The organism is Modestobacter sp. VKM Ac-2979, assembly GCF_026967995.1.
Taxonomy (GTDB): Bacteria; Actinomycetota; Actinomycetes; order Mycobacteriales; family Geodermatophilaceae; genus Modestobacter.
Window position 1 is genome coordinate 207,270 of sequence record NZ_JAPVBO010000004.1, and the last position, 23,743, is coordinate 231,012.

Here is a 23,743-nt window from a genome sequence, read left to right on the forward strand (position 1 = left end):
TTCCCCGGCCGCGCCGGATCACCGGGGCATGCGGCGCCAGAGGGGGCGAGGCAGGAGTCGCAGGACCGCCGCGAGCACCCGCAGGGTGCCCGGTACCCAGACCACGGACCGGTCCCGGCGCAGTGCGTCGGCCACGGCTGCGGCGACCTGGGCGGGCGTGCTGGACAGCGGGGCCGGGGACATGCCGGTGGTCATGCGCCCGACCACGAACCCCGGCCGGACGAGCAGCAGCCGGACCCCGGAACCGTGCAGGGCGTCGGTCAGGCCGCTGGCGAAGCCGTCGAGGCCTGCCTTTGCCGAGCCGTAGACGTAGTTGGCCCGGCGCACCCGGACCCCGGCGACCGAGGAGAAGACGACGATGTGCCCTCCACCTGCGGCACGCATCAGCCGGGCCAGGTGGGTGAGCACGGAGACCTGGGCCAGGTAGTCGGTGGAGACGACGGCCAGGGCGTGGGCCGCGTCGATCTCGGCGCGGGCCTGGTCGCCGAGCACACCGAAGGCCAGGACGGCGACCGTGGCCGCGGGGTCAGCGCCTTCTGCCGGGCTCAGGGCGGTGGCCAGCAGCTGCTCGTGGCCGGCCAGGTCGTCGGCGTCGAACTCCAGCCGCTGCACCGACGTCGCGCCGGCCGCCCGCAGCCGCCCCTCCTCGGCGTCGAGCTCGTCGCTGCGTCGGGCGGCCAGCTGCACCCGCCGGGCGCCGTCGCGCACCAGCCGTTCGGCCAGCTCCAAGCCGATCTCGCTGCGCCCGCCGAGCAGCAGGACCGTGTCGGGGCCGGTCGTCATGCTCTCTCCCAGGTCGTGCGGCAGGGGCGGCTGGGTCGGGTGTGCCTGGACGGAGGGGAGGGGGTGGACGTGCGCGATCCGGTGCGCCTCCTCCCCAGACGACGCCGGCTGCGGATAGTGTGCCCGGCGTGAGGAACCGGTGGTGAGGCAGTCACGTCGCTGTTCGCGCAGCGGCTGCGCGCAACCGGCGGCAGCCACCTTGACCTACGTGTACGCGGAGTCCACGGCCGTCGTCGGCCCGTTGGCGACCTACTCGGAGCCGCACAGCTACGACCTGTGCGAGTTCCACGCCGAGCGGCTCACCGTGCCGCGGGGCTGGGAGGTCGTCCGCCACGAGATCGACGCCGATGACGCCGGCCCGACCGGCGACGACCTGCTCGCGCTCGCCGACGCGGTCCGCGAGGCCGCGCGCCCGGAGCCTCCGCGCGACCCGGCCGACGACGGCAGCGGTACCCGCCGCGGCCACCTGCGCGTCCTCCCCAACCTCCCTTAGCCGCAGGCGGCCCCACTGCAGGGTCCCGTCGCGAGCCTGCGAGCGGTGGGGGGCAGTGGGGCCCTTATAGGGTCAGCGCCGTGGCAGACCTGACGTCGATCATCAAGGCCTACGACGTGCGCGGAGTCGTCCCGGATCAGTGGGACGAGACCGTCGCCCGCGCCATCGGGACCGCCTTCGCCGAGTTCGTGCACGCCGAGACGGGGGCCACCTCGGTCGTCACCGCCCACGACATGCGCGACTCCTCGGTCCCGCTCTCCCGGGCCTTCGCCGAGGGCGTGCTGTCCCGTGGGGTCGACGTCGTCGAGGCAGGTCTGGGCTCCACCGACATGCTGTACTTCGCCGCCGGTTCGCTGGAGATGCCGGGTGCGATGTTCACCGCCAGCCACAACCCGGCGCAGTACAACGGGATCAAGATGTGCCGGGCGGGGGCCGCGCCGATCGGCCAGGACTCCGGGCTGGTGCAGGTCCGGGAGTGGGCCGAGCAGCTCCTGGAGGGGTCAGCGGTGTTCGACCGTGACCCCGGCCGGGTGGGCACGGTCACCACCCGTGACGTCGCCGTGGAGTACGCCGCCTACCTGCGGGACCTGGTCGACCTCTCCGGCATCCGGCCGCTGAAGGTCGTGGTCGACGCCGGCAACGGGATGGGCGGGCACACCGTGCCGGTCGTGCTCTCCGGCCTGCCGCTGGACATCGTGCCGATGTACTTCGAGCTCGACGGCTCGTTCCCCAACCACGAGGCCAACCCGCTGGACCCGGCCAACCTGGTCGACCTGCAGGCGGGGGTCCGGGAGCACGGCGCCGACATCGGGCTGGCCTTCGACGGGGACGCCGACCGCTGCTTCATCGTCGACGAGCGCGGCGAGCCGGTGAGCCCGTCGGCGATCACCGGCCTGGTCGCCGTCCGCGAGCTCGCCAAGGGCACCGGGACGGTCATCATCCACAACCTGATCACCTCCCGGGCGGTGCCGGAGATCGTGCGCGAGCACGGCGGGGAGCCGGTGCGCACCCGGGTCGGGCACTCCTTCATCAAGGAGGAGATGGCCCGCACCGACGCCGTCTTCGGGGGCGAGCACTCGGCGCACTACTACTTCCGCGACTTCTGGCGGGCCGACACCGGCATGCTGGCCGCGATGCACGTGCTGGCCGCGCTCGGCGAGCAGTCCCGCCCGCTGTCGGAGCTCACCGCCGCCTACGAGCGCTACGCGGCCTCCGGTGAGGTCAACTCCACCGTCGAGGACCAGGCCGGGCGGGTGGCGGCGGTCCGGGAGACCTACGGTGAGCGGGACGGCGTCACCATCGACGACCTCGACGGCCTCACCGTCTCCCTGCCCGACGGGTCGTGGTTCAACCTGCGGGCCAGCAACACCGAACCGCTGCTGCGCCTCAACGTCGAGGCAGCCGATGCGGCGCGGATGGCCGAACTGCGCGACGAGGTACTGGAGATGGTGCGGGCATGAGCGACGACACGCCGGCAGGCGCCACCGACCAGACGCTGGGCATCGAACCGGCCCTCCTGGAGATCCTGGCCTGCCCGGACACCCACCACACGGCGCTGACCGTCGACGTCGAGGCGAGCGAGCTGGTCTGCCCGACCTGCTCCCGGGCCTTCCCGGTGCGTGACGGCATCCCGGTGCTGCTGCTCGACGAGGCCCGGCAGCGCCGCGCATGACCTCGCCCGAGCTCGCCGAGGAGGTCCTCGACGACCTCGACCTGCTGCGTGCCCGCGACCCGCGGGGACTGCTGCCGGCGGTGGCCGGTGCCGGCGCCCAGGTGCGGGAGACCACTCAGCTGACCCGGGAGGCCGGGCTCCAGCGGGCGACCTCGGGGGGCCGCCCGCGGGGGCTGGTGATCGTCGGCCGGCGCGAGGGAGCGGTCGCGGCGTCGGTGCTGCGGGCGCTGCTCGGCCCGGCCAGCCCGGTGACCGTGGACGTCGTCCCCGGCCCGGACCTGCCGGTCTGGATGGGCCCCTCGGACATCGCGGTGGTGGCGACCCGCACCGGCGCCGGTCGGTACGCGGTCACCCCGGCCTACGAGGCCGCGCGGCGCGGTGTCGTGCTGGTCGGCATCGGCGCGGAGGACGCGCCGCTGCACGCGGCGTGCGCCAGCGCCCGGGCGCCGTACGTGCCGCTGCCGGCGTCCCGGGTGCAGCACACCGCACTCTGGTCCCTGCTCACCCCCATGCTGCTGCTCGCCGCCGAGCTCGGGCTGGTCGCGCAGGACGCCGCCGACACCGAACTGGTCGCCGCCGCGCTGGACGAGGCGGCGGCGGAGTGCGGCCCGGCGCGTGAGTCGTTCGTGAACCCGGCGAAGACGCTGGCGCTGGAGCTGCTGGACGCGCTGCCGGTGATCGTTGCCGAGGGGCCGCTGGCCGGGGCCGCCGCCGGCCGCGTCGCCGACCAGCTGGCCACGCTGGCCGGGCTCCCGGTGACCGGTTTCCGGCTGCCCGACCAGCGGGTCGCTGCCCGCACGGTCCTCGGCGGGCCGCTGGCCCCCGCGGAGGGCCAGGACGACTTCTTCCGGGACCGGGCCGACGACGCCGGCCGCCGGCTCCGGCTGATCACCATCCGCGACGCGGACGCCGGCGAGCACGACGGCGGCGAGCGGGACCCGCGCTCGGCCGGCGAGGCCATGGCCGAGGTGCTCCGCACCGCCGCAGCGCACAACGTCCCGGTCAGCGCGCTGGCCGAGCACGCCGAGCCGGAACGGCACCCCCGGCTGGCGCGGCTCGCCCGGCAGCTGGCCGTCGCCGACTTCAGCGCCGTCTACCTGGCGCTGGCCCTGGACCACGAGCGGGCACTGCACCCGTGACCGGCCGGGACCGTCGGTCGATCGGCCGTGGAGCGGCCGGCGACCCGACTGCCCCGCGCGGGTGAGCGCCGTCCCCGTGGGCTCCAGCACGGGCCGGGCCGATCCGACGTCTGTCCCGTGACGTCCCCGCCGGTAACCTCAGCCCCGATGTGGCAGCTCAGCAGTCCGGTGCGGCACTACCCGTGGGGCAGTCGCACGGTCATCCCGCAGCTGCTCGGGCTCCCCTCGCCGGCTGACCAGCCGTACGCCGAGCTGTGGATGGGGGCGCACCCCGACGCGCCCAGCGTGCTCTCCGACGGCCGGACCCTGACCGAGGCGATCGCTGCCGACCCCGCAGGACTGCTCGGCCCGACGGTCCGCGAGCGGTTCGGTGACCGGCTGCCGTTCCTGATGAAGGTGCTCGCGGCGGACAAGCCGCTGTCGCTGCAGGCGCACCCGACCACCCAGCAGGCCGAGACGGGGTTCGCCGCCGAGGAGGCCGCGGGCATCCCGCACGACGACCCCACGCGCACCTTCAAGGACCCCTTCCACAAGCCGGAGATCCTGCTCGCGATCACCCCGGTCGAGGCGCTGTGCGGGTTCCGCCCGGTGGAGGAGTCGCTGCACTGTCTGGCGAAGCTCCAGCTGCCGGAGCTGATGCCGACCATCGCGGCCCTGGCCCGCGGTGGACTGCGGGCCGCCATCCCCCAGTTGCTGGCCCTGTCGAAGCGCCGGCGCGAGTCGCTGGTCCGCGCCGTCGCGGCCCGGGCGGCGTCCTTCGTCGCCGCGCACGACCCCGAGTTCATCAACACCTATCGCTGGGCCGCGACGCTCGCCGGCACCTACCCCGGTGACCCCGGCGTGGTGATCTCGCTGATGTGCAACCACCTCCGGATCGCTCCGGGGGAGGCGGTCTTCCTGCCGGCCGGCAACCTGCACGCCTACCTGTGCGGGGCCGGGATCGAGGTCATGGCGAGCTCGGACAACGTGCTGCGCGGCGGGCTCACGAGCAAGCACGTCGACCTCGCAGCGCTGATCGAGGTGCTGGACTTCACCGACGGCAGGGTGCCGGTGATCCACCCGGTGCTGGGCCCCGGCGGGCTGCGCTACCCGACGCCGGTCGACGACTTCGACCTGACCCGGGTGCAGGTCGACATCGACCCGGGGGTGCTCACCACAGCCGGGCCGCAGGTGGTCCTGTGCGCGGAGGGCGACGCGGTGCTCACCGGCACGGACGGCGACCTGACGGTGCGGCAGGGGGAGTCGGTGTTCGTGCCGGCCGGGCAGGCGGTCACCGCCCGCGGGCCCGCGGTGCTCTACCGCGCCACCACCGCGTTGCGCTGACGAAGGACCCTCCTACCCCCTTGCAGTGGGGTCGGTCCAGCACGATCCCGCGCTCGCGGCGGTACCCTGGACGACGGCACGAGCCCCGCCGAAGCCTCGGCATGCTCGCTCGCCCCGCACGAGCGGGGACCACAGCGACCGACAGAGCCCGCCCGCCCCGGGCAGGGCCGGACACTGGAGCGACATGACCGCCAGCACTGGCACCCGCACCCTGACCGACGGCGACTTCAAGGTCGCCGACCTCTCCCTGCACGGCTTCGGCCGCAAGGAGATCAGCCTCGCCGAGCACGAGATGCCCGGCCTGATGGCGCTGCGCGCCGAGTACGGGGACGCCCAGCCGCTGGCCGGGGCCCGCGTCGCCGGCTCGCTGCACATGACCATCCAGACCGCCGTGCTGATCGAGACGCTGGTCGCCCTCGGTGCCGACGTCCGCTGGGTCAGCTGCAACATCTTCTCCACCCAGGACCACGCGGCCGCCGCGATCGTCGTCGGCGACGGCACCCCCGAGGAGCCGACCGGCGTGCCGGTCTTCGCCTGGAAGGGCGAGACGCTGCCGGAGTACTGGTGGTGCACCCAGCGGCTCTTCGAGTTCGCCGACGCCGACGGCACGATCATCGGGCCGAACATGCTGCTCGACGACGGCGGCGACGCGACCCTGCTGGTCCACCTGGGCACCCGCTTCGAGGCCGACGGCGTCGTCCCGGACACCACCGAGGCCGACTCCGAGGAGTACGGCGTCATCCTGGACGCGCTGCGCACCAGCCTGACCGAGGACGACCAGCGCTGGACCCGCATCGGTGCGGCCATCAAGGGCGTCACCGAGGAGACCACCACCGGCGTGCTCCGCCTGTACGAGCTCGCCCGCGAGGGCCGGCTGCTCTTCCCGGCGATCAACGTCAACGACTCGGTCACCAAGAGCAAGTTCGACAACCTCTACGGCTGCCGGCACTCGCTGATCGACGGCCTCAACCGCGCCACCGACGTGATGATCGGCGGCAAGGTCGCCGTCGTCTGCGGCTACGGCGACGTCGGCAAGGGCTGCGCGGAGTCGCTGCGCGGCCAGGGCGCCCGGGTCATCGTCACCGAGATCGACCCGATCAACGCCCTGCAGGCGGCGATGCACGGCTACGAGGTCACCACGCTGGACGAGGTCATCGGCAAGGCCGACATCGTCATCACCACCACCGGCAACAAGGACATCATCTCCGCCGAGCAGCTGGCCTCGACCAAGCACCAGGCGATCATCGGCAACATCGGCCACTTCGACAACGAGATCGACATGGCCGGCCTGGCCCGCACGCCCGGCGTGGTGCGGACGACCATCAAGCCGCAGGTCGACGAGTGGCGGTTCGCCGACGGCCACACGATCATCGTGCTCTCCGAGGGCCGGCTGCTGAACCTGGGCAACGCCACCGGCCACCCCAGCTTCGTGATGAGCGCGTCGTTCTCCAACCAGACGCTGGCCCAGATCGAGCTGTGGGGCAACCGGGCCGCCTACGAGGGCCAGACCCCCGGCGTCACCGTGCTGCCGAAGAAGCTGGACGAGCACGTCGCCCGGCTGCACCTGGACGCCCTCGGGGTGAAGCTCACGACGCTGAGCAAGGTGCAGGCCGACTACCTCGGCGTCCCGGTCGAGGGTCCGTACAAGAGCGACCACTACCGCTACTGAGAAAGGACCCCCTCCCTCCCCACCACTCGCAAGCTCGTGGTGGGCCCCTGGAAGGGGGCCGGCGGCTGGTGACCTCGGACGGTCACCTGCGGCTCTGATCTGCACGTTCCGCCCCGTCCGGGGAGATCTCCCGGGCGGGGCGGACCGCTTCCTGGACTTCGTCACGCAGAATGGGGCCGTGCCACCTTCAGCTCCCACTTCCGGGACCAGCCGCGGCCGCGTCCTCGTCGTCGACGACGACGCCGCCCTCGCCGAGATGCTGGGCATCGTGCTGCGCCGGGAGGGCTACGACCCGGCGTTCGTCTCCGACGGTGCCCGAGCCGTGGCCACCTTCCAGCAGGTCCGCCCGGACCTGGTGCTGCTGGACCTGATGCTGCCCGGCCGCAACGGTCTGCAGATCTGCGCCGACATCCGCACCCAGTCCGCCGTGCCGATCGTGATGCTGACCGCCAAGGGCGACACCATCGACGTCGTCCAGGGGCTGGAGGCCGGGGCCGACGACTACGTGACCAAGCCGTTCAAGCCGGTCGAGCTGGTCGCCCGGGTGCGTGCCCAGCTCCGCCGCGGGGAGAGCGGGCAGGCGGAGACCCTGGCCATCGGCGACGTCCAGATCGACGTCCCGGCCCACCAGGTCATCCGGGACGACGAGCCGATCGCGCTGACCCCGCTGGAGTTCGACCTGCTGGTGGCCCTCGCCCGCAAGCCCCGTCAGGTCTTCACCCGCGAGCTGCTGCTCGAGCAGGTCTGGGGCTACCGGCACGCCGCCGACACGCGGCTGGTGAACGTGCACGTCCAGCGGCTGCGCGCGAAGGTGGAGCGCGACCCGGAGAAGCCCGAGGTGGTCCTCACCGTCCGTGGCGTGGGCTACAAGGCCGGCCCGCCGTGATCAGGGCACCCCGCCGGTCGTGAGCACGTCGCCGGTCGTGGGCACCGACACCGGGGAGCCGGCCGTCGACCGGGCCGGCGTGGCTGCACCGGGCACCGCCGCCGTCCGCGCGCCCGGGCCCCGGCCCGACCGTCGTCCGCCGGCGGCACGGGTACGCCGCCGGGCGCGCCGGGCACGGCGGCGCGCCCTGGTGGTCGGGGCGCGCGCCCTGCGCCGCGCGGTGCACGCCTGGCGGTCCTCGCTGCAGCTGCGGATCGGCGCGATCACCATGCTGGTCGCCAGCACCGTCGTGGTGATCGTGAGCCTGGTGCTGTTCAGCCAGATCAGCGACCAGCTGCTCCGGGTCAAGCGCGACGCCGCCATCGACCAGGTGCTGAACGGGGTGGCGTACGCCCAGACCGAGGTCAGCGGCATCGCCACCGGTGACTCGGCGAGCGTCCGGTCCACGCTGGCCCGCACGGTCGAGGGGCTGACCTCCCGCGGTGGTGCGGCCGGTGACTTCGAGGTCGTGATGGTCTACGGGTCGGGCGACCAGGAACGCCCGGCGTGGAGCCGGCTGGACATCTACCCGGCCCTCCCTCCCGACCTGCGCGCCGAGGTGGCCGACGGGTCCCCGGCCTACAAGTACGCCCCGGTGCCCGGTGGGCAGGGGGAGCCCGTGCCCACCCTCGTGGTCGGGGCGCCCGTGCCCACCGATGCCCGCAGCGGCGACCGGGTGGAGGTCTACTTCGCCTTCCCGCTGGACCAGGAGCAGGAGAGCCTGGGGCTGATCCGCAGCACCGTGGTGATCAGCGGGACCGCGCTCGTGCTCTTCGTCGTGGGCATCGGCGTCCTGGTGACGCGGCTGGTCGTCGGCCCGGTGCGCAGCGCCGCCGGAGGGGCCCAGCGGCTGGCGGCCGGGCACCTGGAAGAGCGCCTGGCCGTGCGCGGCGAGGACGACCTCGCGCGGCTGGCCACCAGCTTCAACGCCATGGCCGAGAGCCTGCAGAAGCAGATCACCCAGCTGGAGGGGCTCTCGCAGCTGCAGCAGCGGTTCACCTCCGACGTCTCGCACGAGCTGCGGACGCCGCTGACCACGGTGCAGATGGCGGCGGACGTGCTGCACGAGGCGCGCGCGGACTTCGACCCGGCCGTCGCCCGCTCCGCCGAGCTGCTGCGGGCCGAGCTCGACCGGTTCGAGGGCCTGCTGACCGACCTGCTGGAGATCAGCCGCTACGACGCCGGTGCGGCGACGCTCGAGGCGGAGGCGCAGGATCTCGGCCCGCTGGTCGAGCGGGTGGCCGGCGGCATGTCCGCGCTCGCCGAGCGGCACGGCTGTGCGCTGCAGATCTCCGTCCCGACGTCGCCGGTGATCGCGGAGGTGGACGGTCGACGGGTGGAGCGGGTGCTGCGCAACCTGATCGGCAACGCGATCGAGCACGGGCAGGGGCAGCCCGTCGAGATCGTCCTGGCGGCCAACCGGTCGGCGACCGCGATCACGGTCCGCGACCACGGTGTCGGCCTGGACCCGGTCGCCGCCCAGCACGTGTTCGACCGGTTCTGGCGCGCCGACCCCTCGCGGATGCGCACCGTCGGCGGCAGCGGCCTCGGTCTGTCCATCAGCCTGGAGGACGCCCGGCTGCACGGTGGCTGGTTGCAGGTGTGGGGCCAGCCCGGGCAGGGCGCCCAGTTCCGGCTCACCCTGCCGCTGACCGCCGGCGCCGGGCTGGCCAGTTCACCGCTCCCGCTGCGCCCGGCGCCGGCGCGCGTCGTCGGGGGTGCACCGTGACCGGGCGCAGCACCGCCCGGCGCGCGCCGCTGGTCACGGTGCTCGCCGCGCTCTTGCTGGCCGGCTGCAGCACGGTGCCCAGCGATTCCCCCACGGTGCGGATCACCCAGGCGGCCGCCCCGCCGGCCGGCGCTGTCGGCATCGAGCCGCCGGCGCCGGTACCGGGGGCGACGCCGGAGGAGGTCGTCCGCGGGTTCGTCGACGCCAACGCCAGCACCGTCCGCAACCACCCGGTGGCCCGTCAGTACCTGACCGAGGAGGCCGCCGAGACCTGGCGGGACAGCGACGGGCTGACCGTCATCAGCGGCGACTACGCACCGGTGCGCACCGAACCCGGCGTCGTCGAGGTCACCGCAGCCGAGGTGGGGAGAGTCGATGAACGCGGCAGCTTCACGGTCGGCACCGGCGAGGTCTACAACCGGGACTTCACGCTCACCGACGAGTCGGGGGAGTGGCGGATCAGCGACCCACCCGACGGGCTGCTGATGCTCGAGCCGGACTTCGCCCGCACCTACGAACCCGTCGACGCCTACTTCCTCGACCAGTCCGGCACCCGGGTGGTGCCCGATCCCCGCTACCTGGTCGAGGGCGGTGCCCAGCCGAACACGCTCGTGGAGCGCCTGCTCGACGGCCCGTCCCCGCAGATCGCCGCCGGCGTGCTCAACCCGCTGAGCGGCGCGGAGCTGCGCAGCACGGTGAGCACCTCCGGCCGGACGGCGACGGTCGACCTCAGCTTCCCCGCCGACGTCGACGACGCGACCCTGCAGGCGGCCTCCGCGCAGTTGGTCTGGTCCCTGGACCAGCTGGACCTCACCTCGGTCGAGGTGCTGCGCGACGGCCAGGACCTCGGCCTGCCGGACGTGCCCGGACAGCAGCGCGTCGACGACTGGCAGCAGTACGACCCGGACGTCGTCCCGGCCGATGCCGTCGGGCACCACATCGCCGACGGTGCGCTGCGTCGCGCGTCCGACGGCAGCGCCGCGCCGGGTCCCGCCGGCGAGGGCGTGTACCGCCTCGACTCGGCGGCGGTCTCGGTCGACGGCCGGACCAGCGCGCTCGGGCTGACCGTGGGGGTGTCCACCTCGGTCTCGCCGTCGGGGGCGCCGGCCACGCTGTACGCCGGCCAGTACGGCGGGGAGTTGGTGCCCGCGCTGACCGGCGCGAGCTTCACCGAGCCGACGACGGCCGGCACCCGGGCGGAGGTGTGGACCGTCCGGGACGGTGCCGAGGTGATCCGGCTGCCCGACGGCGGTGCGCCGCAGACCGTCAGTGCCCCCACGCTGCCCGGTCTGGGCCGGGCGACCACGTTCCAGCTCTCCCCGGACGGACTGCGGGCCGCCGTGGTGATCGACGGCCCCGAGGGCGGCCAGCTCTACGTCGGGACGGTCGTACGGGCCGAGGACGCGGTCAGCGTCCGGGACCTGCGCTCGGTGACCCCGTCGATCCGGCAGGTGGTGGACGTCGCCTGGCGGAACGCCGGGTCGCTGCTGCTGCTGGCCGGTGACCCGAGCACCGGGCGCACCGTCCCCTACGAGGTGAGCGTCGACGGCTGGGGGCTCACCGAGCTGACCACCGCGGGGTTGCCCGCACAGCCGACCGCCGTGGCGGCAGCGCCGGGGCGTCAGCCGTTGGTCAGCGCCGGCGGCACGCTGTGGCAACTGCCCGGGGGCAACTGGGTGACCGCGGTACGGGGTGCCGAGCCGCTGGCGGGACGGGCGCCCTTCTACCCGATGTGACCGGACGGCGCCGGCCGTCGTCCCCACCCGCACCCCGGGTCCCCAGCTCCTCGCCGGGCGACCGGGGTGCGGCACGGGACGGGCAGGCTCCCGGCATGGGACGGGACGCGGACGGCGGTGTCGTCGAGGTGCTGCGGGCCGGGAGTCGGGTGCTGGCCGACCTGGTGCTGCCGCGCAGCTGCGCCGGCTGCGCACGGCCCGGTGACGTCCTGTGCCCGGCCTGCCGTCGCCGGCTCACCCGGCCCCGGCTGGCCGAGCCGCGGCGACACCCGCCCGGCTTCCCGCCGACCGTGGCGGCGGGTGCCTACGCCGGTCCGGTCCGCCCGGCGGTGCTGGCGTTCAAGGAGCACGGCCGCGCCGAGCTGGCCGGGCCGCTGGGCACGGCGCTGGCCCTGGCGGTCGGCGTCGTGCTGGCCGGTGCTGCGGGGCCGGCGGCCGCACCGGTCGTCCTCGTGCCGGTACCGAGCTCCGCGGCGGCGGTGCGCCAGCGGGGTCGGGACCACGTGCGGGAACTGGCTGACCGCGCCGTGGTCGAGCTGCGGGCAGCCGGGGTGCCCGCCCGGACCGCGCCGGTGCTGGGGAGGCTCCGTGGGCGGGCCGGGCGGACCCGGGACTCCGCCGGCCTGGACGCCGCCGCCCGGCGGGCCAACCTGGCCGGTCGGTTCCGGGTGCTGCCGGCCGGGCACGGGGCGTGGGCCGGGGTGTCCGCCGGCAGTCGGCTGGTCCTGGTGGACGACGTCGTCACCAGCGGCGCGACGCTGACCGAGGGGGCCCGGGCGCTGGTCGGGGTCGAGGGCACGCCGGGCCGGGACACGCCGGTGGTCGCTGCGGTCGTCGCGGCCACTCCACGGCGCGTGCAGCGACCGTTCACCCCGCCGCCACCTGGGGCGTTCACGGTGCGTGGTGGAGCTGGGGGTGAGCTGTGCCCGGCTTCCACTGTCGGGACCGGGACAAGGCGTCTAGCGTCGGGTTGATCACACCCCGCTCAACCGGGAGGTCCCATGGAGATCGTGGTCCGTGGTCGTAACGTCGAGGTGCCGGAGCACTTCCGCCAGAAGGTGGAGGACAAGGTCGGCCAGCTGGAACGGTTCGACGGCAAGGTCATCCGCATCGACGTGGAGCTGCTGCACGAGAAGAACCCTCGACAGTCAGCCAACGCCCAGCGCGTGGAGATCACGCTGCGGGGCAAGGGGCCGGTGGCCCGCGCCGAAGCCTCTGCCCCCGACTTCTACGCCGCGCTGGAACTCGCGGCCGGCAAGTTGGAGAACCACATGCGACGGGCGAACGACCGTCGCCGCGTGCACCACGGCCGCCGCACGCCGCCCAGCGTGCGGATCGACAGCGTCCCCGCTGTCGAGGAGGCGGCGCTCCCCGCGGTGGTCACCACCCCTGAGCCGGCTCTGGACGGGACGTCCGCCGACGTCGAGGCCGCGCTGGCCGACGGGCCCCTGACGACCGACCTGGACGAGCACCTGCCCGGCCAGATCGTCCGGGAGAAGGTCCACCCGGCCACGCCGATGCACGTCGACCAGGCCCTCTACGAGATGGAGATGGTCGGCCACGACTTCTTCCTGTTCCTCTGTGCCGACACCGGGGTCCCCTCGGTGGTCTACCGCCGGCACGCGTTCGACTACGGGTTGATCCGGCTCGGCGCCCCGGCGGCCGCCGAGGACGACGACGCGGCAGCCATCGCGGCGTCCGCGGCTGCGGGAGACCTCGAGCCCGCGCACGCCTGACCCGGTCGCCCCGGCGAGCCGCCCTCCGCACCGGCGGAGGGCGGCTCGTCCGCGTCGGCCTCCCGGCAGGGGCCCGCCACGAGCTCGGGAGTGGTGGGGGGAGGTCCTCCTTCAGTCGCCGGGGAGCCGGGAGAAGACCGCGGCGTCGCCCCGGCTGCCGTCGCGGTAGGCCAGGTAGGACCGCAGCACGCCCTCCTGGGTGAACCCGGCCCGGCGGGCGACGGTCTGGGACCCGATGTTGAGCACGTCGGCGACCAGGTACACCCGGTGCGCACCCAGCCCGATCGCCCACTCGGCGAGCGCATGCGCCGCCTCTGCGGCGTACCCGTGGCCGCGGGCCTCGGGGGCGATCCAGTAGCCCACTTCCGGGCCCATCGGGTGCTGACCGATCCGGTGCACGCCGCCGGACCCGACGAGCCGCCCGTCGGCCTCGATCGCCACGGTCAGGCCGGTGCCCTCGCGCCGCATGGCCGGCGCCTCGCCGGTGACCCACCCGGCGGCGTCGGCACGGGTGTAGGGCACCGACACCGCCGCGATCCAGCGCGCGATGTCCGGGCTCTGACAGGCGGCCAGCACCGGGTCGACGTCGTCCTCGCGGAAGGGGCGCAGCACCAGCCGGTCGGTGCGGACCACCTCGGTGGTCAGGTCGATGCCACTCAGGTCCATCCCGGTCACTCCTCCTCCTGCCCGAGACCCCGCCAGCGTTCGGCGTTGCCCAGCACCCGGTCGACCGAGATCTCCAGCACGACCCGGGCCGGGTTGACCCGCGGCTGCTGGTAGCGGACGGCGTACCGGGCCTCGGCGTCGGCGACGGACCCGGCGTCCTCGCGCACCGTCGCCGTCCCCTCCAGCGTCGTCCACACCTTGCCGTCGACCTGGCAGACCGCGACCCGGGTCTGCCCGCCCCGCACGTGCCGGACCTTCGCCGAGGTCCCCGAGGTGATCACCCGGGCGATGCCGGTGTCGGCGTCCACGGTCACGCCGACCGGCACGACGTGCGGGCTGCCGTCGGCGCGCAGGGTGGTCAGCGTGGCCAGGTGCCGCTCGGTGAAGAAGGCCACCACCCCGGGTCCGAGCAGCGGGGGAGGCGAGGAGTCTGAGGCGGAAGACACGTCGCGGAGGGTACGAGTCCGGGGCTCCGGGCAGGACGCTCGGCCGCGCCGGGACCGCTTCACAGCCGCGCCGCCTACGCTGGGGTCGTGGTGTTCAACAAGATCCTGCGTGCCGGTGAGGGCAAGATCGTCCGACGGCTGACGAAGATCGCCGACGCGGTCGAGGCCCTGGAGCCCGACGTCACCGATCTGACCGACGCCGAGCTGCGCGCGAAGACCGATGAGTTCAAGGCGCGCTACGGCGACGGGGAGACCCTCGACCACCTGCTCCCCGAGGCCTTCTCCGTGGTCCGCGAGGCGACCAGTCGGACGCTGGGCCAGCGGCACTACCGGGTGCAGCTGATGGGTGGTGCGGCACTGCACCTCGGGAACATCGCCGAGATGAAGACCGGTGAGGGCAAGACGCAGACCGGTCTGCTGCCGGCCTACCTCAACGCGCTCAGCGGTGACGGCGTGCACGTGGTCACCACCAACGACTACCTCGCCCAGCGCGACGCCGAGTGGATGGGCCGGGTGCAGCGCTTCCTCGGCCTGTCGGTCGGCACGATCGTCTCCGGCCAGCGCCCCGACGTGCGCCGCGAGCAGTACGCCGCGGACATCACCCACGGCACGAACAACGAGTTCGGCTTCGACTACCTGCGCGACAACATGGCGCAGAGCCGCAACGACCTGGTCCAGCGCGGGCACGCCTTCGCCATCGTCGACGAGGTCGACTCGATCCTCATCGACGAGGCCCGCACCCCGCTGATCATCAGCGGCCCCGCCGAGACCAGCGCCAAGTGGTACGGCGAGTTCGCCCGCATCGCCCCGCTGATGAAGCGCGACCGGCACTACGAGGTCGAGGAGGCGAAGCGGACCATCTCCATCAGCGAGGAGGGTGTGGAGTTCGTCGAGGACCAGCTCGGCATCGAGAACCTCTACGAGGCCGCCAACACCCCGCTGATCAGCTACCTGAACAACGCGCTGAAGGCCAAGGAGCTCTACAAGAAGGACCAGCAGTACATCGTCACCGACGGCGAGGTCCTCATCGTCGACGAGTTCACCGGCCGTGTGCTCTCCGGCCGGCGCTACAACGAGGGCATGCACCAGGCCATCGAGGCCAAGGAGCGGGTGAAGATCAAGGACGAGAACCAGACCCTCGCCACGATCACCCTGCAGAACTACTTCCGGCTCTACGAGAAGCTCTCCGGGATGACCGGCACGGCCCAGACCGAGGCCGCCGAGCTCTCCCAGACCTACTCGCTCGGCGTCGTGCCCATCCCGACGAACCGGCCGATGGTGCGCGCCGACCGCGCCGACGTCATCTACAAGACGGAGAAGGCCAAGTTCGACTCCGTGGTCGAGGACATCGCCGAGCGGCACGAGGCGGGCCAGCCGGTGCTGGTCGGCACCGCGAGCGTGGAGAAGTCCGAGCTGCTGGCCAAGTACCTGCTCAAGCGGGGCATCCCGCACGAGGTGCTCAACGCGAAGAACCACGCCCGGGAGGCGTCGATCATCGCGATGGCCGGGCGGCTCGGTGCGGTCACCGTCGCCACCAACATGGCCGGCCGCGGCACCGACATCCAGCTGGGCGGCAACGCCGAGTTCATCGCCGACGAGCAGCTGCGCGCCAAGGGCCTGTCCCCGGCGGAGACCCCGGAGGAGTACGAGGCCGCCTGGGACGAGGCGCTGGCATCGGCCAAGTCGCAGGTCAAGGCCGAGCACGACCAGGTGACCGAGGCCGGCGGCCTGTACGTGCTGGGCACCGAGCGGCACGAGAGCCGGCGGATCGACAACCAGCTGCGTGGGCGGTCCGGGCGCCAGGGCGACCCGGGGGAGTCGCGGTTCTACCTGTCGCTGGGCGATGACCTGATGCGCCGGTTCAACGGCCCGATGCTCGAGTCGATGATGACCACGCTGCGGGTCCCCGACGACCAGCCGATCGAGTCGAAGATGGTCAGCCGGGCGATCCTGTCGGCGCAGACCCAGGTCGAGCAGCAGAACCACGAGGTCCGCAAGGACGTCCTCAAGTACGACGAGGTGCTCAACCGGCAGCGCACGGTCATCTACGACGAGCGGCGCAAGGTGCTCGACGGCGAGGACCTGCACGTGCAGGTGCAGACGATGGTCGACGACGTCGTCATCGCCTACGTCAGCGGTGCCACCGAGACCGGTTACGCCGAGGACTGGGACCTCGAGCAGCTGTGGAGCGGCCTCAAGGCGCTGTACCCGGTGGGCCTGGACCGGCAGGAGCTGCTGCACCGGGTCGCCGACGGTGACCAGGCCGCGCTGACCGCGGACGTGCTGAAGGAGGAGCTGCTCGCCGACGTGCACGCCGCCTACGCGATCCGCGAGGAGTCGCTCGGCTCCGAGGTCATGCGTGAGCTCGAACGGCGGGTGCTGCTCACGGTGCTGGACCGCAAGTGGCGCGAGCACCTCTACGAGATGGACTACCTGCGGGCCGGCATCCACCTGCGCGCGATGGCCAACCGCGACCCGGTCGTGGAGTACCAGCGCGAGGGCTACGACATGTTCAACGCGATGCTCGACGGCATCAAGGAGGAGTCCCTCGGCTTCCTCTTCAACCTCGAGGTCAAGACCAAGGAGCAGCAGGCCACGGAGGCCGCGCAGAAGCAGGCCGCCGCCGAGGCGGAGGCGCTCGCCCGGGCGCAGGCCGGCACCGAGCGGGTGCTGGCCCGGCAGGCCGCAGCCCAGGCGGCGGCCGCAGCGCCGGTCGCTCCCGCTCCCGCTGCCGAGCCGACCGCTCCTGCCGCCCCAGCTGCCGCCGACGGCAACGGTGCTGCCCCGGCTGCCCCGGCGCCGGCGGCCGCGCCGACGTCCGACGGCAACGGCAGCGGGACGACGAGCTCGGCTCGGCGCACCCGCAAGCCGGCCCCCGTCGCCGCTGCCGCACCGGAGGCCGCCGCACCGGAGGCCGCCGCACCGGAGGCCGCCGCACCGGAGGCCGCCGCGCCGGAGCCTGCCGGGACGGCTGCAGCAGAGCCGGCGGATGCCGCACCGGAGCTGGAGATCAAGGGTCTGGAGGCGCCGGAGCAGGGGGAGCTGACCTACAGCGCGCCCAGCCTCGACACCTCGGCCAAGGACAGCGGCCGGGCGAAGGCCGCGAAGACCGCGACCGTCACCGGCACCAAGGAGACCCCGCGCAACGCCCCGTGCCCGTGCGGTTCGGGCAAGAAGTACAAGCAGTGCCACGGCGTCGCAGGCTGACGCACTGAACCCACCGACGCCCCGCCGACCACTGGTCGGCGGGGCGTCGGCGTGTGGGCACGGCCTCGCTCGGCGGGCGCGGGACCGGACCTCCGTCAGCCGATCTGCAGCGCCGTGCAACGCCAGCGCCCGTCGATCCCCTCCAGGCGTGCCGCGACCGCGTGTGCCCGCCCTCCCCGTCGGGCCACGGCGCTGACCTCGGCCACCCCGTCCACCGGCTCGCAGACCCGCACCGAGCCCAGCAGCAGCGGTGCGGTCCCCTCGGTGCACCAGCGCGGCCGGCGGCGACCGCTGAGGGCCTGGAAGAGCGCCGGGCTCACCAGTGACTGCAACTGGCCGATCGGCCGGCGGCCGGCGAACGCCTCGAGGGTGAGGGTGACCAGGCGCCGTCCGGCTGCCTGCGGGTCGGGCAGCTCGGCCCGGCGCGTCCAGGCCGGACCGAAGTCCGCCGCATCACCGGCCGGCCGGACCGGCTGGTCCAGGCGCGGCCGCGGACCGGGCGGAGGTGTCGGCCGTGGTGTACGCCGGCCCGGGACCAGCAGCCGCACCGGCACGCGCGGGTCCTCCAGCGGAGGTCCGGGCGTGGGGACGGCGACCAGGTGCAGCCGCCGGGGCGCCGGCGCCGGAGCGGCGGTCAGCGACGGGGGCGCAGGTGGTGCAGGGGCGAGGCTCGGCGAGGCGGTCATCGGTGTCTCCTCGGGACGACGGGGAACGGCGGATCGGGGCGGGCGGCGGGGTCAGGTCGGGGGCCGCAGCACCTGACCGGGCAGCAGCAGGTCCGGATCGGGGCCGATGACGGCGGCGTTGGCCTGCCACCACGCCTGCACGGCGGAGGCGATCTCGGCGTCGGCGACCGGGTGCCCGGGCCGGCGACCGGTGAGCCAGTCGCGGGCGATGTCCCACAGGCAGTCGCCGCGGAGGACGACGTGCTCCCCGGCCGTTGGTCCGGGCCAGTCGGGGACCGCGGGCGGGGAACCGGGCAGGTCGGTCCCCGGTCCGCCCGGCCAGTCGGCCTGCACCACGGGCGCGGGGGAGCCCGACGACCAGTCCGTCCCGGGAGCGCTCGTCTCGGCCGAGGCGGTGACCAGTGGGCTCGCTCCGGCGGGCAGTGCGATGGGCGCCGCGGTGCTGAGGCCCACGCCGATCGCGATGGCCGCGACCCGCCGGGCGCCGGCGGGCAGCACGCCGCGCAGCAGCACCCCGGCCGTCCGACCGGCCAGGCCCGGGGCGGCGCTCGCTGCGGTCAGCAGCAGGCCGAGCGCGCCCCAGGCCCAGCACGCCCAGGCCAGCGCGGTCACCGCCACCAGCACCAGGGCGTCCGGACCGGCGGTGTCGACCAGCCGCTGCGGGTCGGCCAGCGCAGTGCGGACCGCTCCCGGCCCGGGTCCGAGCCAGCGCAGGCCGCCGGCGACGAGGACGAACGTCGTCGTCGTCGCCGTCCAGCGCACCGCGGACATGCCCACTCCGGTCACAGCGATGACCAAACACCATCAACGAAAGCAAATGCAACCAAACGCAAGGATCTGTGGACGGACTAGCCTCCGTCCATGCGCTGGGAGCAGCTCTTCTCCGACCTCGAGGCCCAGATGGCGGAGCAGGAGGCCGCCGTCGACCAGGCCGACGAGGCCTCCCGGGCGCGCGCCGAGCACGGCCGGATCCGGCTCGCCGACCGGCTGCGGGGCGCGACCGGGCAGGAGGTCTCCCTCAGCTGCGGCGCCGGTGAGCTGGCCGGGCGGCTGGTCGACGTGGGCGTCGACTGGGTGCTGCTGGTCGATCAGCAGCACCGCGAGGTGCTGGTCGCGCTGGGTGCGGTGCGCGCGGTGTCCGGGCTCACCGCCGTGACCGCCGCGGCTGCCGCGGAGGGCGTCGTCGACCGGTCGCTGGACCTCCGGCGGGCGGCGCGGGCGCTGGCCCGGGACCGGGCCGCCCTGCACTGCCTGCTGGCGGACGGCGCCGTGCTGGCCGGCACGGTCGACCGGGTCGGCGCGGACTTCCTGGAGCTGGCCGAGCACCCCGTCGACGAGCCCCGCCGTCGTGGGGTGGTCACCGGGGTGCGGGCGGTGTCACTGGGCGCGCTCGTCGCGCTCCGGACGGCCGGGCCGGCGTTCGGCTGAGCACCCGGCGATCGGCTCAGCGGGTGGAGTCGACCTCGGCGTCGTCCGGGACCGGCTCCTCCGTGACGGCCGAGGAGCGCGCCTCGGCGTACTTCTGCTGGATGAACCGCTCCAGCTCGTCCTTCTCGACCCGCCACTGGCCCCGCCCGCCGATCTGGATGGCGATCAGCTCCTTGCGGCGCACCAGTGCGTAGGCCTGTGACCAGGAGACGTTGAGGATCTCCGCGACGTCGTCGAGGGTCAGGAAGCGCTGGGTGGCCATGGGGTCGGTGTTCTCCCGTCGAAGGTGCCCGCCAGTGTGGCAGTCGGGTGACAGTGGCCCGGACGGTCCACCCGAAGGTGTGGACAACGGCTGCGCACCGGCTCGCCCCTCGGTCATGATCTCCCCCCGCGACCCCGTACGGCGAGGTCAGCCGGGTGACCGGCCGGAGACGGACAGGCAGGCGAGGGATGACCGGGCGAGGGATGACCGACCGATGAGCGCGCCCACCGCGGCGCCGTCCGGCGCGCGCACCGACACGGCTCCACCCGGCCCGGCGGCCCGCCGGGTCCGCCCGCCCCGCTGGCTGGACCTGCGGCTGGTGCTCGGGGTCCTGCTGGTCCTCGGCTCGGTGCTGGTCGGCGCCCGGGTGGTGACGGCCGCGGACGCGACCGTGCCCGTCTGGTCGGCGGCCGGTGACCTGGCGGCCGGCACCGTGCTGTCCGACGCCGACCTCGTGCCGGTCGCCGTCCGGCTGGACGACGTCGCGGAGGCCTACCTGGCCACCAGCACCCGACCCGCCGGCCGGGTGCTGGCCCGCGCGGTCCGGGCCGGGGAGCTGCTGCCGCGATCGGTGCTCGAGGAGGCCGGTGACCTGGTGCAGCTCGCGCTGCCGGTGCAGGCCGGCTACGTCCCGCCCGGGCTCGACCGCGGGCAGGTGGTGGACGTCTACGCCGTGGCCGACCCGGTGGTGGGCGGTTCCGCGCCGACCGGTGGCGGGGTGGACGTCGTGGTGTCCGGTGCACCGGTGCAGGCGGTCACCGGGCGTGGGGACGGCGTGCTCTCCACCGCCACCTCGACCGTGCAGGTGGTGGTCGCCGTGGCCGCCGAGGACGCTGCCGACGTGCTCGCCTCCATCGGAGGGCGGGGCCTGGTGGTCGTCGTCCGGAACTCCGTCGAGGCCACGGCCGGCCCCGGCGGCGCCGCGGCCGGGGCCGTCCCGGCCGGGCCGACCGACTGATGGCCCTGCAGGTCATCACCGCGGTCACCGGCGCGTCCTGGGAGTCCGAGCTCGTCGGGGCGCTGGACCGTGAGGACCACGGGGTCACCGTCGTCCGGCGTTGCGTCGACGTCGCCGACCTGCTGGCCGCCGCGACGACCGGCACCGGCCAGGCGGCGCTCCTGTCGGCCGAGCTGCGCCGGCTGGACGGCGCGGCGGTGGCCCGGTTGACCGCCGCCGGCATCGCGGTCGTCGGGCTGGTCGAACCCGGCGACACCCGGGCGGCCGACCGGCTCCGCCAGCTCGGCGTCGTCCGGGTGCTGCCCGCCGACGCCCCGGCCGAGGAGATCGCCCGCGCGCTGCGGGACGCGGTGAGCGGCGGGCCGGTGGGTGGCCACGACGTCGGTGACCCACGGTCGGCGCTGCCGGTGCTGGGGCTCCCGCCCGAGGAGTCGACCCGCCCGGCCGGTCGGGGACGGGTCGTCGCGGTCTGGGGGCCGACCGGGGCGCCCGGCCGCACCACCGTGGCCGTCGGGCTCGCGGACGAGTCGGCGCGGCTGGAGGTGTCCACGCTGCTGGTGGACGCCGACGTCTACGGCGGGGTGGTCGCCCAGGTGCTGGGCCTGCTGGACGAGTCACCCGGCGTCGCAGCCGCCGCCCGGCAGGCGGCGGCGGGGACCCTGGACGTCGCCGCGCTGGCGCGTCTGGCGTGGGCGGTGGACCCGCACCTGCGGGTGCTGACCGGCCTGGCCCGGGCCGACCGGTGGCCCGAGCTGCGGCCGCAGGCCGTCGCCGTGGTGCTCGAGGAGGCGCGGCGCCTGGCAGCGCTGACCGTCGTCGACTGCGGGTTCTGTCTGGAGGAGGACGAGGAGCTCTCCTTCGACACCGCAGCTCCGCGCCGGAACGGGGCCACCCTCACCGTGCTGGAGGAGGCCGATGAGGTGCTCTGCGTCAGCGGCGCCGACCCGGTCGCCCTACAGCGCACCGTCCGGGCACTGGCCGAGCTGCGCGAGGTGCTGCCGGACGTGGAGCCGGTCGTGGTGGTCAACCAGCTCCGCCGGGGTCCGGTGCCCGGTGACGCGCGGCAGGAGATCGCCGGTGCGCTGAGCCGCTTCGCCGGCCGCGAGGTCCGCGCCTTCCTCCCGGCCGACCGGCGGGCCACCGACGCCGCCCTGGCGGCCGGGCGGACGCTGGCCGAGGTCGCACCCGCCTCCGCACTGCGCACCGGACTGCGCACGCTGGCCGCGCAGCTCAGCGGGGCCACCGAGCCGGGCGGTCGTCGGCGGCGGCGCTCCCGCTGAGCGGCGCCGGCCGGGCGGCGGTGCTCCCGCGGGGCCGGGCAGGGGGTGGGGTCAGCGGACGTGGGCCCGGCCCGTAGCGTGGACGCAGCACCAGTGAGGGAGGTCACGTTGGTCGAACGGCTCACCGCGTTGGACGCGTCCTTCCTGTACCTCGAGGAACCGGGCACCCCGATGCACGTCGGTGCGGTGCTGGTCCTGGAGTGCCCGTCCGGGACGCTGGACCACGACGCGCTGATCGAACTGGTGCGCGCCCGGCTGCCCCTGGTGCCTCGGTACCGGCAGAAGGTGCTCGAGGTGCCCGGCCACCTGGCCAACCCGGCCTGGGTCGACGACCCCGACTTCGACGTGAGCTACCACGTCCGGCGGTCCGCGCTGCCCCGTCCCGGCACCGAGGAGCAACTGCTGGACCTGGTCGCCCGGCTCACCGCCCGGCCGCTGGACCTCAGCCGGCCGCTGTGGGAGATGTACCTCGTCGAGGGGCTGGCCGGCGACCGCACGGCGGTGGTGACCAAGACCCACCCCGCGCTCGTCGACGGGCTCGGGGCCATCGACATCGGGCAGGTCATCCTCGACCCGGACCCGGACGCTGATCCCGCTCCGACGGCAGCGGACGAGTGGCGCCCGCGCCGTCCGCCGGGGTCCGCCGCCCTGGTCTGGGAGGCAGTGGAGGACTACCTGCAGCGCCCCTCGGCGGTGCTCGAGACCGCCCGGACGGCAGCGGGTGACCTGCGGGCCACCGCGACCCGCTGGGCCGGGGTGGCCGGCGGGCTGGTGGCTGCGGTCGCCCGCACCGCGGTGTCCCCGGCGCCGGTGAGCCCGCTGAACGCACCCATCGGGCGGCAGCGCCGGGTGGCCGTCGCCCGCGCTTCCCTGGACGACCTGCGGACGGTGCGCAAGGCGCACGGCGGCACGGTCAACGACGTCCTGCTGACCTCGGTGACCGGCGCACTGCGGGAGTGGCTGCTCTCCCGGGGGGAGCCGGTGGTGGGCAGCACCTCGATCCGGGCCCTGGTCCCGGTGTCGGTGCGGGCCGAGGAGGACGGTGCGGCCAACGAGGTCCGGTCGTTCCTGGTCGACCTGCCGGTGGGGGAGCCGAACCCGCGGGTGCGGTTGGCCCGGATCAGCTTCGCCATGCGCGGCCTGGCGCCCAGCGGGCAGTCGGTCGGTGCGGACACGCTCAGCGCGCTGTCGGGTTTCGCCCCGCCGACGCTGCACGCCCTGGGTGCCCGCGCCGCCAGCGGGCTCTCCCGGCGGCTGTTCAACCTGGTGGTCACCAACGTGCCCGGCCCGCAGGTGCCGCTCTACGCGGGCCCCGCGCGGATGGTCGAGGTCTACCCGGTGGTGCCGCTGGTCCGTGGTCAGGGGCTGGCGATCGGGCTGACCAGCTACGACGGCACCGTCTACTTCGGGTTGAACGCGGACCGGGACAGCGTCAGCGACGTCGACGTCCTCGCCGACCTCATCGAGCAGGAGATCGCCTACCTGGTGGAGGCGTCGAGCTGACGGAGGGCTCTGCTGCTCCCACCGCTCGCGGGCGCGCGGCGCTCAGCTGACGCGGGACTGGGAAGATCGTCGGGTCAGCGGCGTTGATGTCGCTGGAACTCT

22 protein-coding genes are annotated in these 23,743 nt (G+C 74.4%); 16 read left to right on the forward strand and 6 right to left on the reverse strand.

The features are described from left to right. Nucleotides 1-18: 18 nt before the first annotated feature. Nucleotides 19-783, reverse strand: a complete 765-nt coding sequence (locus tag O2W15_RS13060; RefSeq protein WP_269179727.1) for an SDR family NAD(P)-dependent oxidoreductase — start codon at nt 781-783, stop codon at nt 19-21. A gap of 142 nt (nt 784-925) precedes the next feature. Between O2W15_RS13060 and O2W15_RS13065 the strand changes: the two genes are divergently transcribed. The 11 genes from O2W15_RS13065 to hpf all read left to right on the forward strand — a co-directional run bounded on the left by O2W15_RS13065 (nt 926) and on the right by hpf (nt 13,205). Next, the gene (locus O2W15_RS13065; RefSeq protein ID WP_036333830.1) at nt 926-1,276 is read left to right on the forward strand and encodes a DUF3499 domain-containing protein; all 351 of its coding nucleotides are present in this window, start codon (nt 926-928) and stop codon (nt 1,274-1,276) included. 80 nt (nt 1,277-1,356) lie between these two features. Continuing rightward, nucleotides 1,357-2,736, forward strand: coding sequence for a phosphomannomutase/phosphoglucomutase (locus O2W15_RS13070; protein ID WP_269179728.1), 1,380 nt, complete (start codon nt 1,357-1,359; stop codon nt 2,734-2,736). Further along, nucleotides 2,733-2,948, forward strand: a complete 216-nt coding sequence (locus O2W15_RS13075; protein WP_269164542.1) for a Trm112 family protein — start codon at nt 2,733-2,735, stop codon at nt 2,946-2,948. Before O2W15_RS13070 ends, O2W15_RS13075 begins: the two co-directional genes overlap by 4 nt. Further along, entirely contained in the window at nt 2,945-4,087 is a 1,143-nt protein-coding gene (locus O2W15_RS13080; protein WP_269164543.1) for an SIS domain-containing protein, read from the forward strand. The genes O2W15_RS13075 and O2W15_RS13080 overlap by 4 nt, the downstream gene beginning before the upstream one ends. Before the next feature lie 147 nt (nt 4,088-4,234). After that, complete coding sequence (gene manA / locus O2W15_RS13085) at nt 4,235-5,410, forward strand: mannose-6-phosphate isomerase, class I (protein WP_269179729.1); 1,176 nt, start codon at nt 4,235-4,237, stop codon at nt 5,408-5,410. Nucleotides 5,411-5,594: 184 nt separating this feature from the next. Continuing rightward, nucleotides 5,595-7,079, forward strand: a complete 1,485-nt coding sequence (ahcY, locus tag O2W15_RS13090) for an adenosylhomocysteinase (RefSeq protein WP_269179730.1) — start codon at nt 5,595-5,597, stop codon at nt 7,077-7,079. A gap of 178 nt (nt 7,080-7,257) precedes the next feature. After that, the gene (gene mtrA, locus O2W15_RS13095) at nt 7,258-7,965 is read left to right on the forward strand and encodes an MtrAB system response regulator MtrA (protein WP_269164546.1); all 708 of its coding nucleotides are present in this window, start codon (nt 7,258-7,260) and stop codon (nt 7,963-7,965) included. A 19-nt stretch (nt 7,966-7,984) separates the two neighbouring features. Further along, a complete protein-coding gene (gene mtrB, locus O2W15_RS13100) occupies nt 7,985-9,733 on the forward strand; it encodes an MtrAB system histidine kinase MtrB (RefSeq protein WP_269164547.1) in 1,749 nt (582 codons plus the stop codon). Beyond that, nucleotides 9,730-11,469 (forward strand): LpqB family beta-propeller domain-containing protein, encoded by a 1,740-nt coding sequence (locus O2W15_RS13105; protein ID WP_269179731.1) that lies wholly within the window; start codon nt 9,730-9,732, stop codon nt 11,467-11,469. Before mtrB ends, O2W15_RS13105 begins: the two co-directional genes overlap by 4 nt. A 95-nt stretch (nt 11,470-11,564) precedes the next feature. Next, a complete protein-coding gene (locus O2W15_RS13110) occupies nt 11,565-12,443 on the forward strand; it encodes a ComF family protein (RefSeq protein ID WP_269179732.1) in 879 nt (292 codons plus the stop codon). A 27-nt stretch (nt 12,444-12,470) separates the two neighbouring features. Then, a complete protein-coding gene (gene hpf / locus O2W15_RS13115) occupies nt 12,471-13,205 on the forward strand; it encodes a ribosome hibernation-promoting factor, HPF/YfiA family (protein ID WP_269164550.1) in 735 nt (244 codons plus the stop codon). A 111-nt stretch (nt 13,206-13,316) separates the two neighbouring features. Here hpf and O2W15_RS13120 read toward each other — a convergent pair whose 3' ends face one another. Both O2W15_RS13120 and O2W15_RS13125 read right to left on the reverse strand, forming a co-directional pair. Beyond that, nucleotides 13,317-13,871 (reverse strand): GNAT family N-acetyltransferase, encoded by a 555-nt coding sequence (locus O2W15_RS13120; protein ID WP_269179733.1) that lies wholly within the window; start codon nt 13,869-13,871, stop codon nt 13,317-13,319. Nucleotides 13,872-13,876: 5 nt separating this feature from the next. Next, on the reverse strand, nt 13,877-14,317 hold the full coding sequence (locus tag O2W15_RS13125; protein ID WP_269179734.1) for a TIGR03618 family F420-dependent PPOX class oxidoreductase: 441 nt from the start codon (nt 14,315-14,317) through the stop codon (nt 13,877-13,879). 87 nt (nt 14,318-14,404) lie between these two features. Between O2W15_RS13125 and secA the strand changes: the two genes are divergently transcribed. Beyond that, complete coding sequence (gene secA, locus O2W15_RS13130) at nt 14,405-17,524, forward strand: preprotein translocase subunit SecA (protein WP_269179735.1); 3,120 nt, start codon at nt 14,405-14,407, stop codon at nt 17,522-17,524. A gap of 95 nt (nt 17,525-17,619) precedes the next feature. Here the strand turns inward: secA and O2W15_RS13135 are convergent, their stop codons facing one another. Continuing rightward, nucleotides 17,620-18,210, reverse strand: coding sequence for an Rv3235 family protein (locus O2W15_RS13135; RefSeq protein WP_269164554.1), 591 nt, complete (start codon nt 18,208-18,210; stop codon nt 17,620-17,622). Nucleotides 18,211-18,261: 51 nt separating this feature from the next. Further along, nucleotides 18,262-18,981, reverse strand: a complete 720-nt coding sequence (locus O2W15_RS13140; RefSeq protein WP_269179736.1) for a LysM peptidoglycan-binding domain-containing protein — start codon at nt 18,979-18,981, stop codon at nt 18,262-18,264. Nucleotides 18,982-19,071: 90 nt separating this feature from the next. Here O2W15_RS13140 and O2W15_RS13145 point away from each other — a divergent pair, with 90 nt between their 5' ends. Beyond that, nucleotides 19,072-19,638, forward strand: coding sequence for a hypothetical protein (locus O2W15_RS13145; protein ID WP_269179737.1), 567 nt, complete (start codon nt 19,072-19,074; stop codon nt 19,636-19,638). A 16-nt stretch (nt 19,639-19,654) separates the two neighbouring features. Here O2W15_RS13145 and O2W15_RS13150 read toward each other — a convergent pair whose 3' ends face one another. Beyond that, the gene (locus O2W15_RS13150; RefSeq protein WP_036340421.1) at nt 19,655-19,900 is read right to left on the reverse strand and encodes a helix-turn-helix domain-containing protein; all 246 of its coding nucleotides are present in this window, start codon (nt 19,898-19,900) and stop codon (nt 19,655-19,657) included. A gap of 214 nt (nt 19,901-20,114) precedes the next feature. Between O2W15_RS13150 and O2W15_RS13155 the strand changes: the two genes are divergently transcribed. From O2W15_RS13155 to O2W15_RS13165, 3 genes are all read left to right on the forward strand, one after another. After that, nucleotides 20,115-20,858: an SAF domain-containing protein gene (locus O2W15_RS13155; RefSeq protein WP_269164557.1), complete on the forward strand. Its 744-nt coding sequence runs from the start codon at nt 20,115-20,117 to the stop codon at nt 20,856-20,858. Further along, complete coding sequence (locus tag O2W15_RS13160; protein WP_269179738.1) at nt 20,858-22,138, forward strand: AAA family ATPase; 1,281 nt, start codon at nt 20,858-20,860, stop codon at nt 22,136-22,138. The genes O2W15_RS13155 and O2W15_RS13160 overlap by 1 nt, the downstream gene beginning before the upstream one ends. A 108-nt stretch (nt 22,139-22,246) precedes the next feature. Next, entirely contained in the window at nt 22,247-23,641 is a 1,395-nt protein-coding gene (locus O2W15_RS13165; RefSeq protein WP_269179739.1) for a WS/DGAT/MGAT family O-acyltransferase, read from the forward strand. Nucleotides 23,642-23,743: the final 102 nt, after the last annotated feature.

Excerpts from the sequence above, each read along its gene's own strand:
- O2W15_RS13110 (WP_269179732.1), top strand. The coding sequence starts at position 11,565 with ATGGGACGGGACGCGGACGGCGGTGTCGTCGAGGTGCTGCGGGCCGGG.
- O2W15_RS13135 (WP_269164554.1), bottom strand. The coding sequence starts at position 18,210 with ATGACCGCCTCGCCGAGCCTCGCCCCTGCACCACCTGCGCCCCCGTCG.
- O2W15_RS13080 (WP_269164543.1), top strand. The coding sequence starts at position 2,945 with ATGACCTCGCCCGAGCTCGCCGAGGAGGTCCTCGACGACCTCGACCTG.
- O2W15_RS13075 (WP_269164542.1), top strand. The coding sequence starts at position 2,733 with ATGAGCGACGACACGCCGGCAGGCGCCACCGACCAGACGCTGGGCATC.
- O2W15_RS13155 (WP_269164557.1), top strand. The coding sequence starts at position 20,115 with ATGAGCGCGCCCACCGCGGCGCCGTCCGGCGCGCGCACCGACACGGCT.
- O2W15_RS13060 (WP_269179727.1), bottom strand. The coding sequence starts at position 783 with ATGACGACCGGCCCCGACACGGTCCTGCTGCTCGGCGGGCGCAGCGAG.
- O2W15_RS13140 (WP_269179736.1), bottom strand. The coding sequence starts at position 18,981 with ATGTCCGCGGTGCGCTGGACGGCGACGACGACGACGTTCGTCCTCGTC.
- O2W15_RS13120 (WP_269179733.1), bottom strand. The coding sequence starts at position 13,871 with ATGGACCTGAGTGGCATCGACCTGACCACCGAGGTGGTCCGCACCGAC.
- O2W15_RS13145 (WP_269179737.1), top strand. The coding sequence starts at position 19,072 with ATGCGCTGGGAGCAGCTCTTCTCCGACCTCGAGGCCCAGATGGCGGAG.
- hpf (WP_269164550.1), top strand. The coding sequence starts at position 12,471 with ATGGAGATCGTGGTCCGTGGTCGTAACGTCGAGGTGCCGGAGCACTTC.
- O2W15_RS13150 (WP_036340421.1), bottom strand. The coding sequence starts at position 19,900 with ATGGCCACCCAGCGCTTCCTGACCCTCGACGACGTCGCGGAGATCCTC.
- manA (WP_269179729.1), top strand. The coding sequence starts at position 4,235 with ATGTGGCAGCTCAGCAGTCCGGTGCGGCACTACCCGTGGGGCAGTCGC.
- ahcY (WP_269179730.1), top strand. The coding sequence starts at position 5,595 with ATGACCGCCAGCACTGGCACCCGCACCCTGACCGACGGCGACTTCAAG.
- O2W15_RS13160 (WP_269179738.1), top strand. The coding sequence starts at position 20,858 with ATGGCCCTGCAGGTCATCACCGCGGTCACCGGCGCGTCCTGGGAGTCC.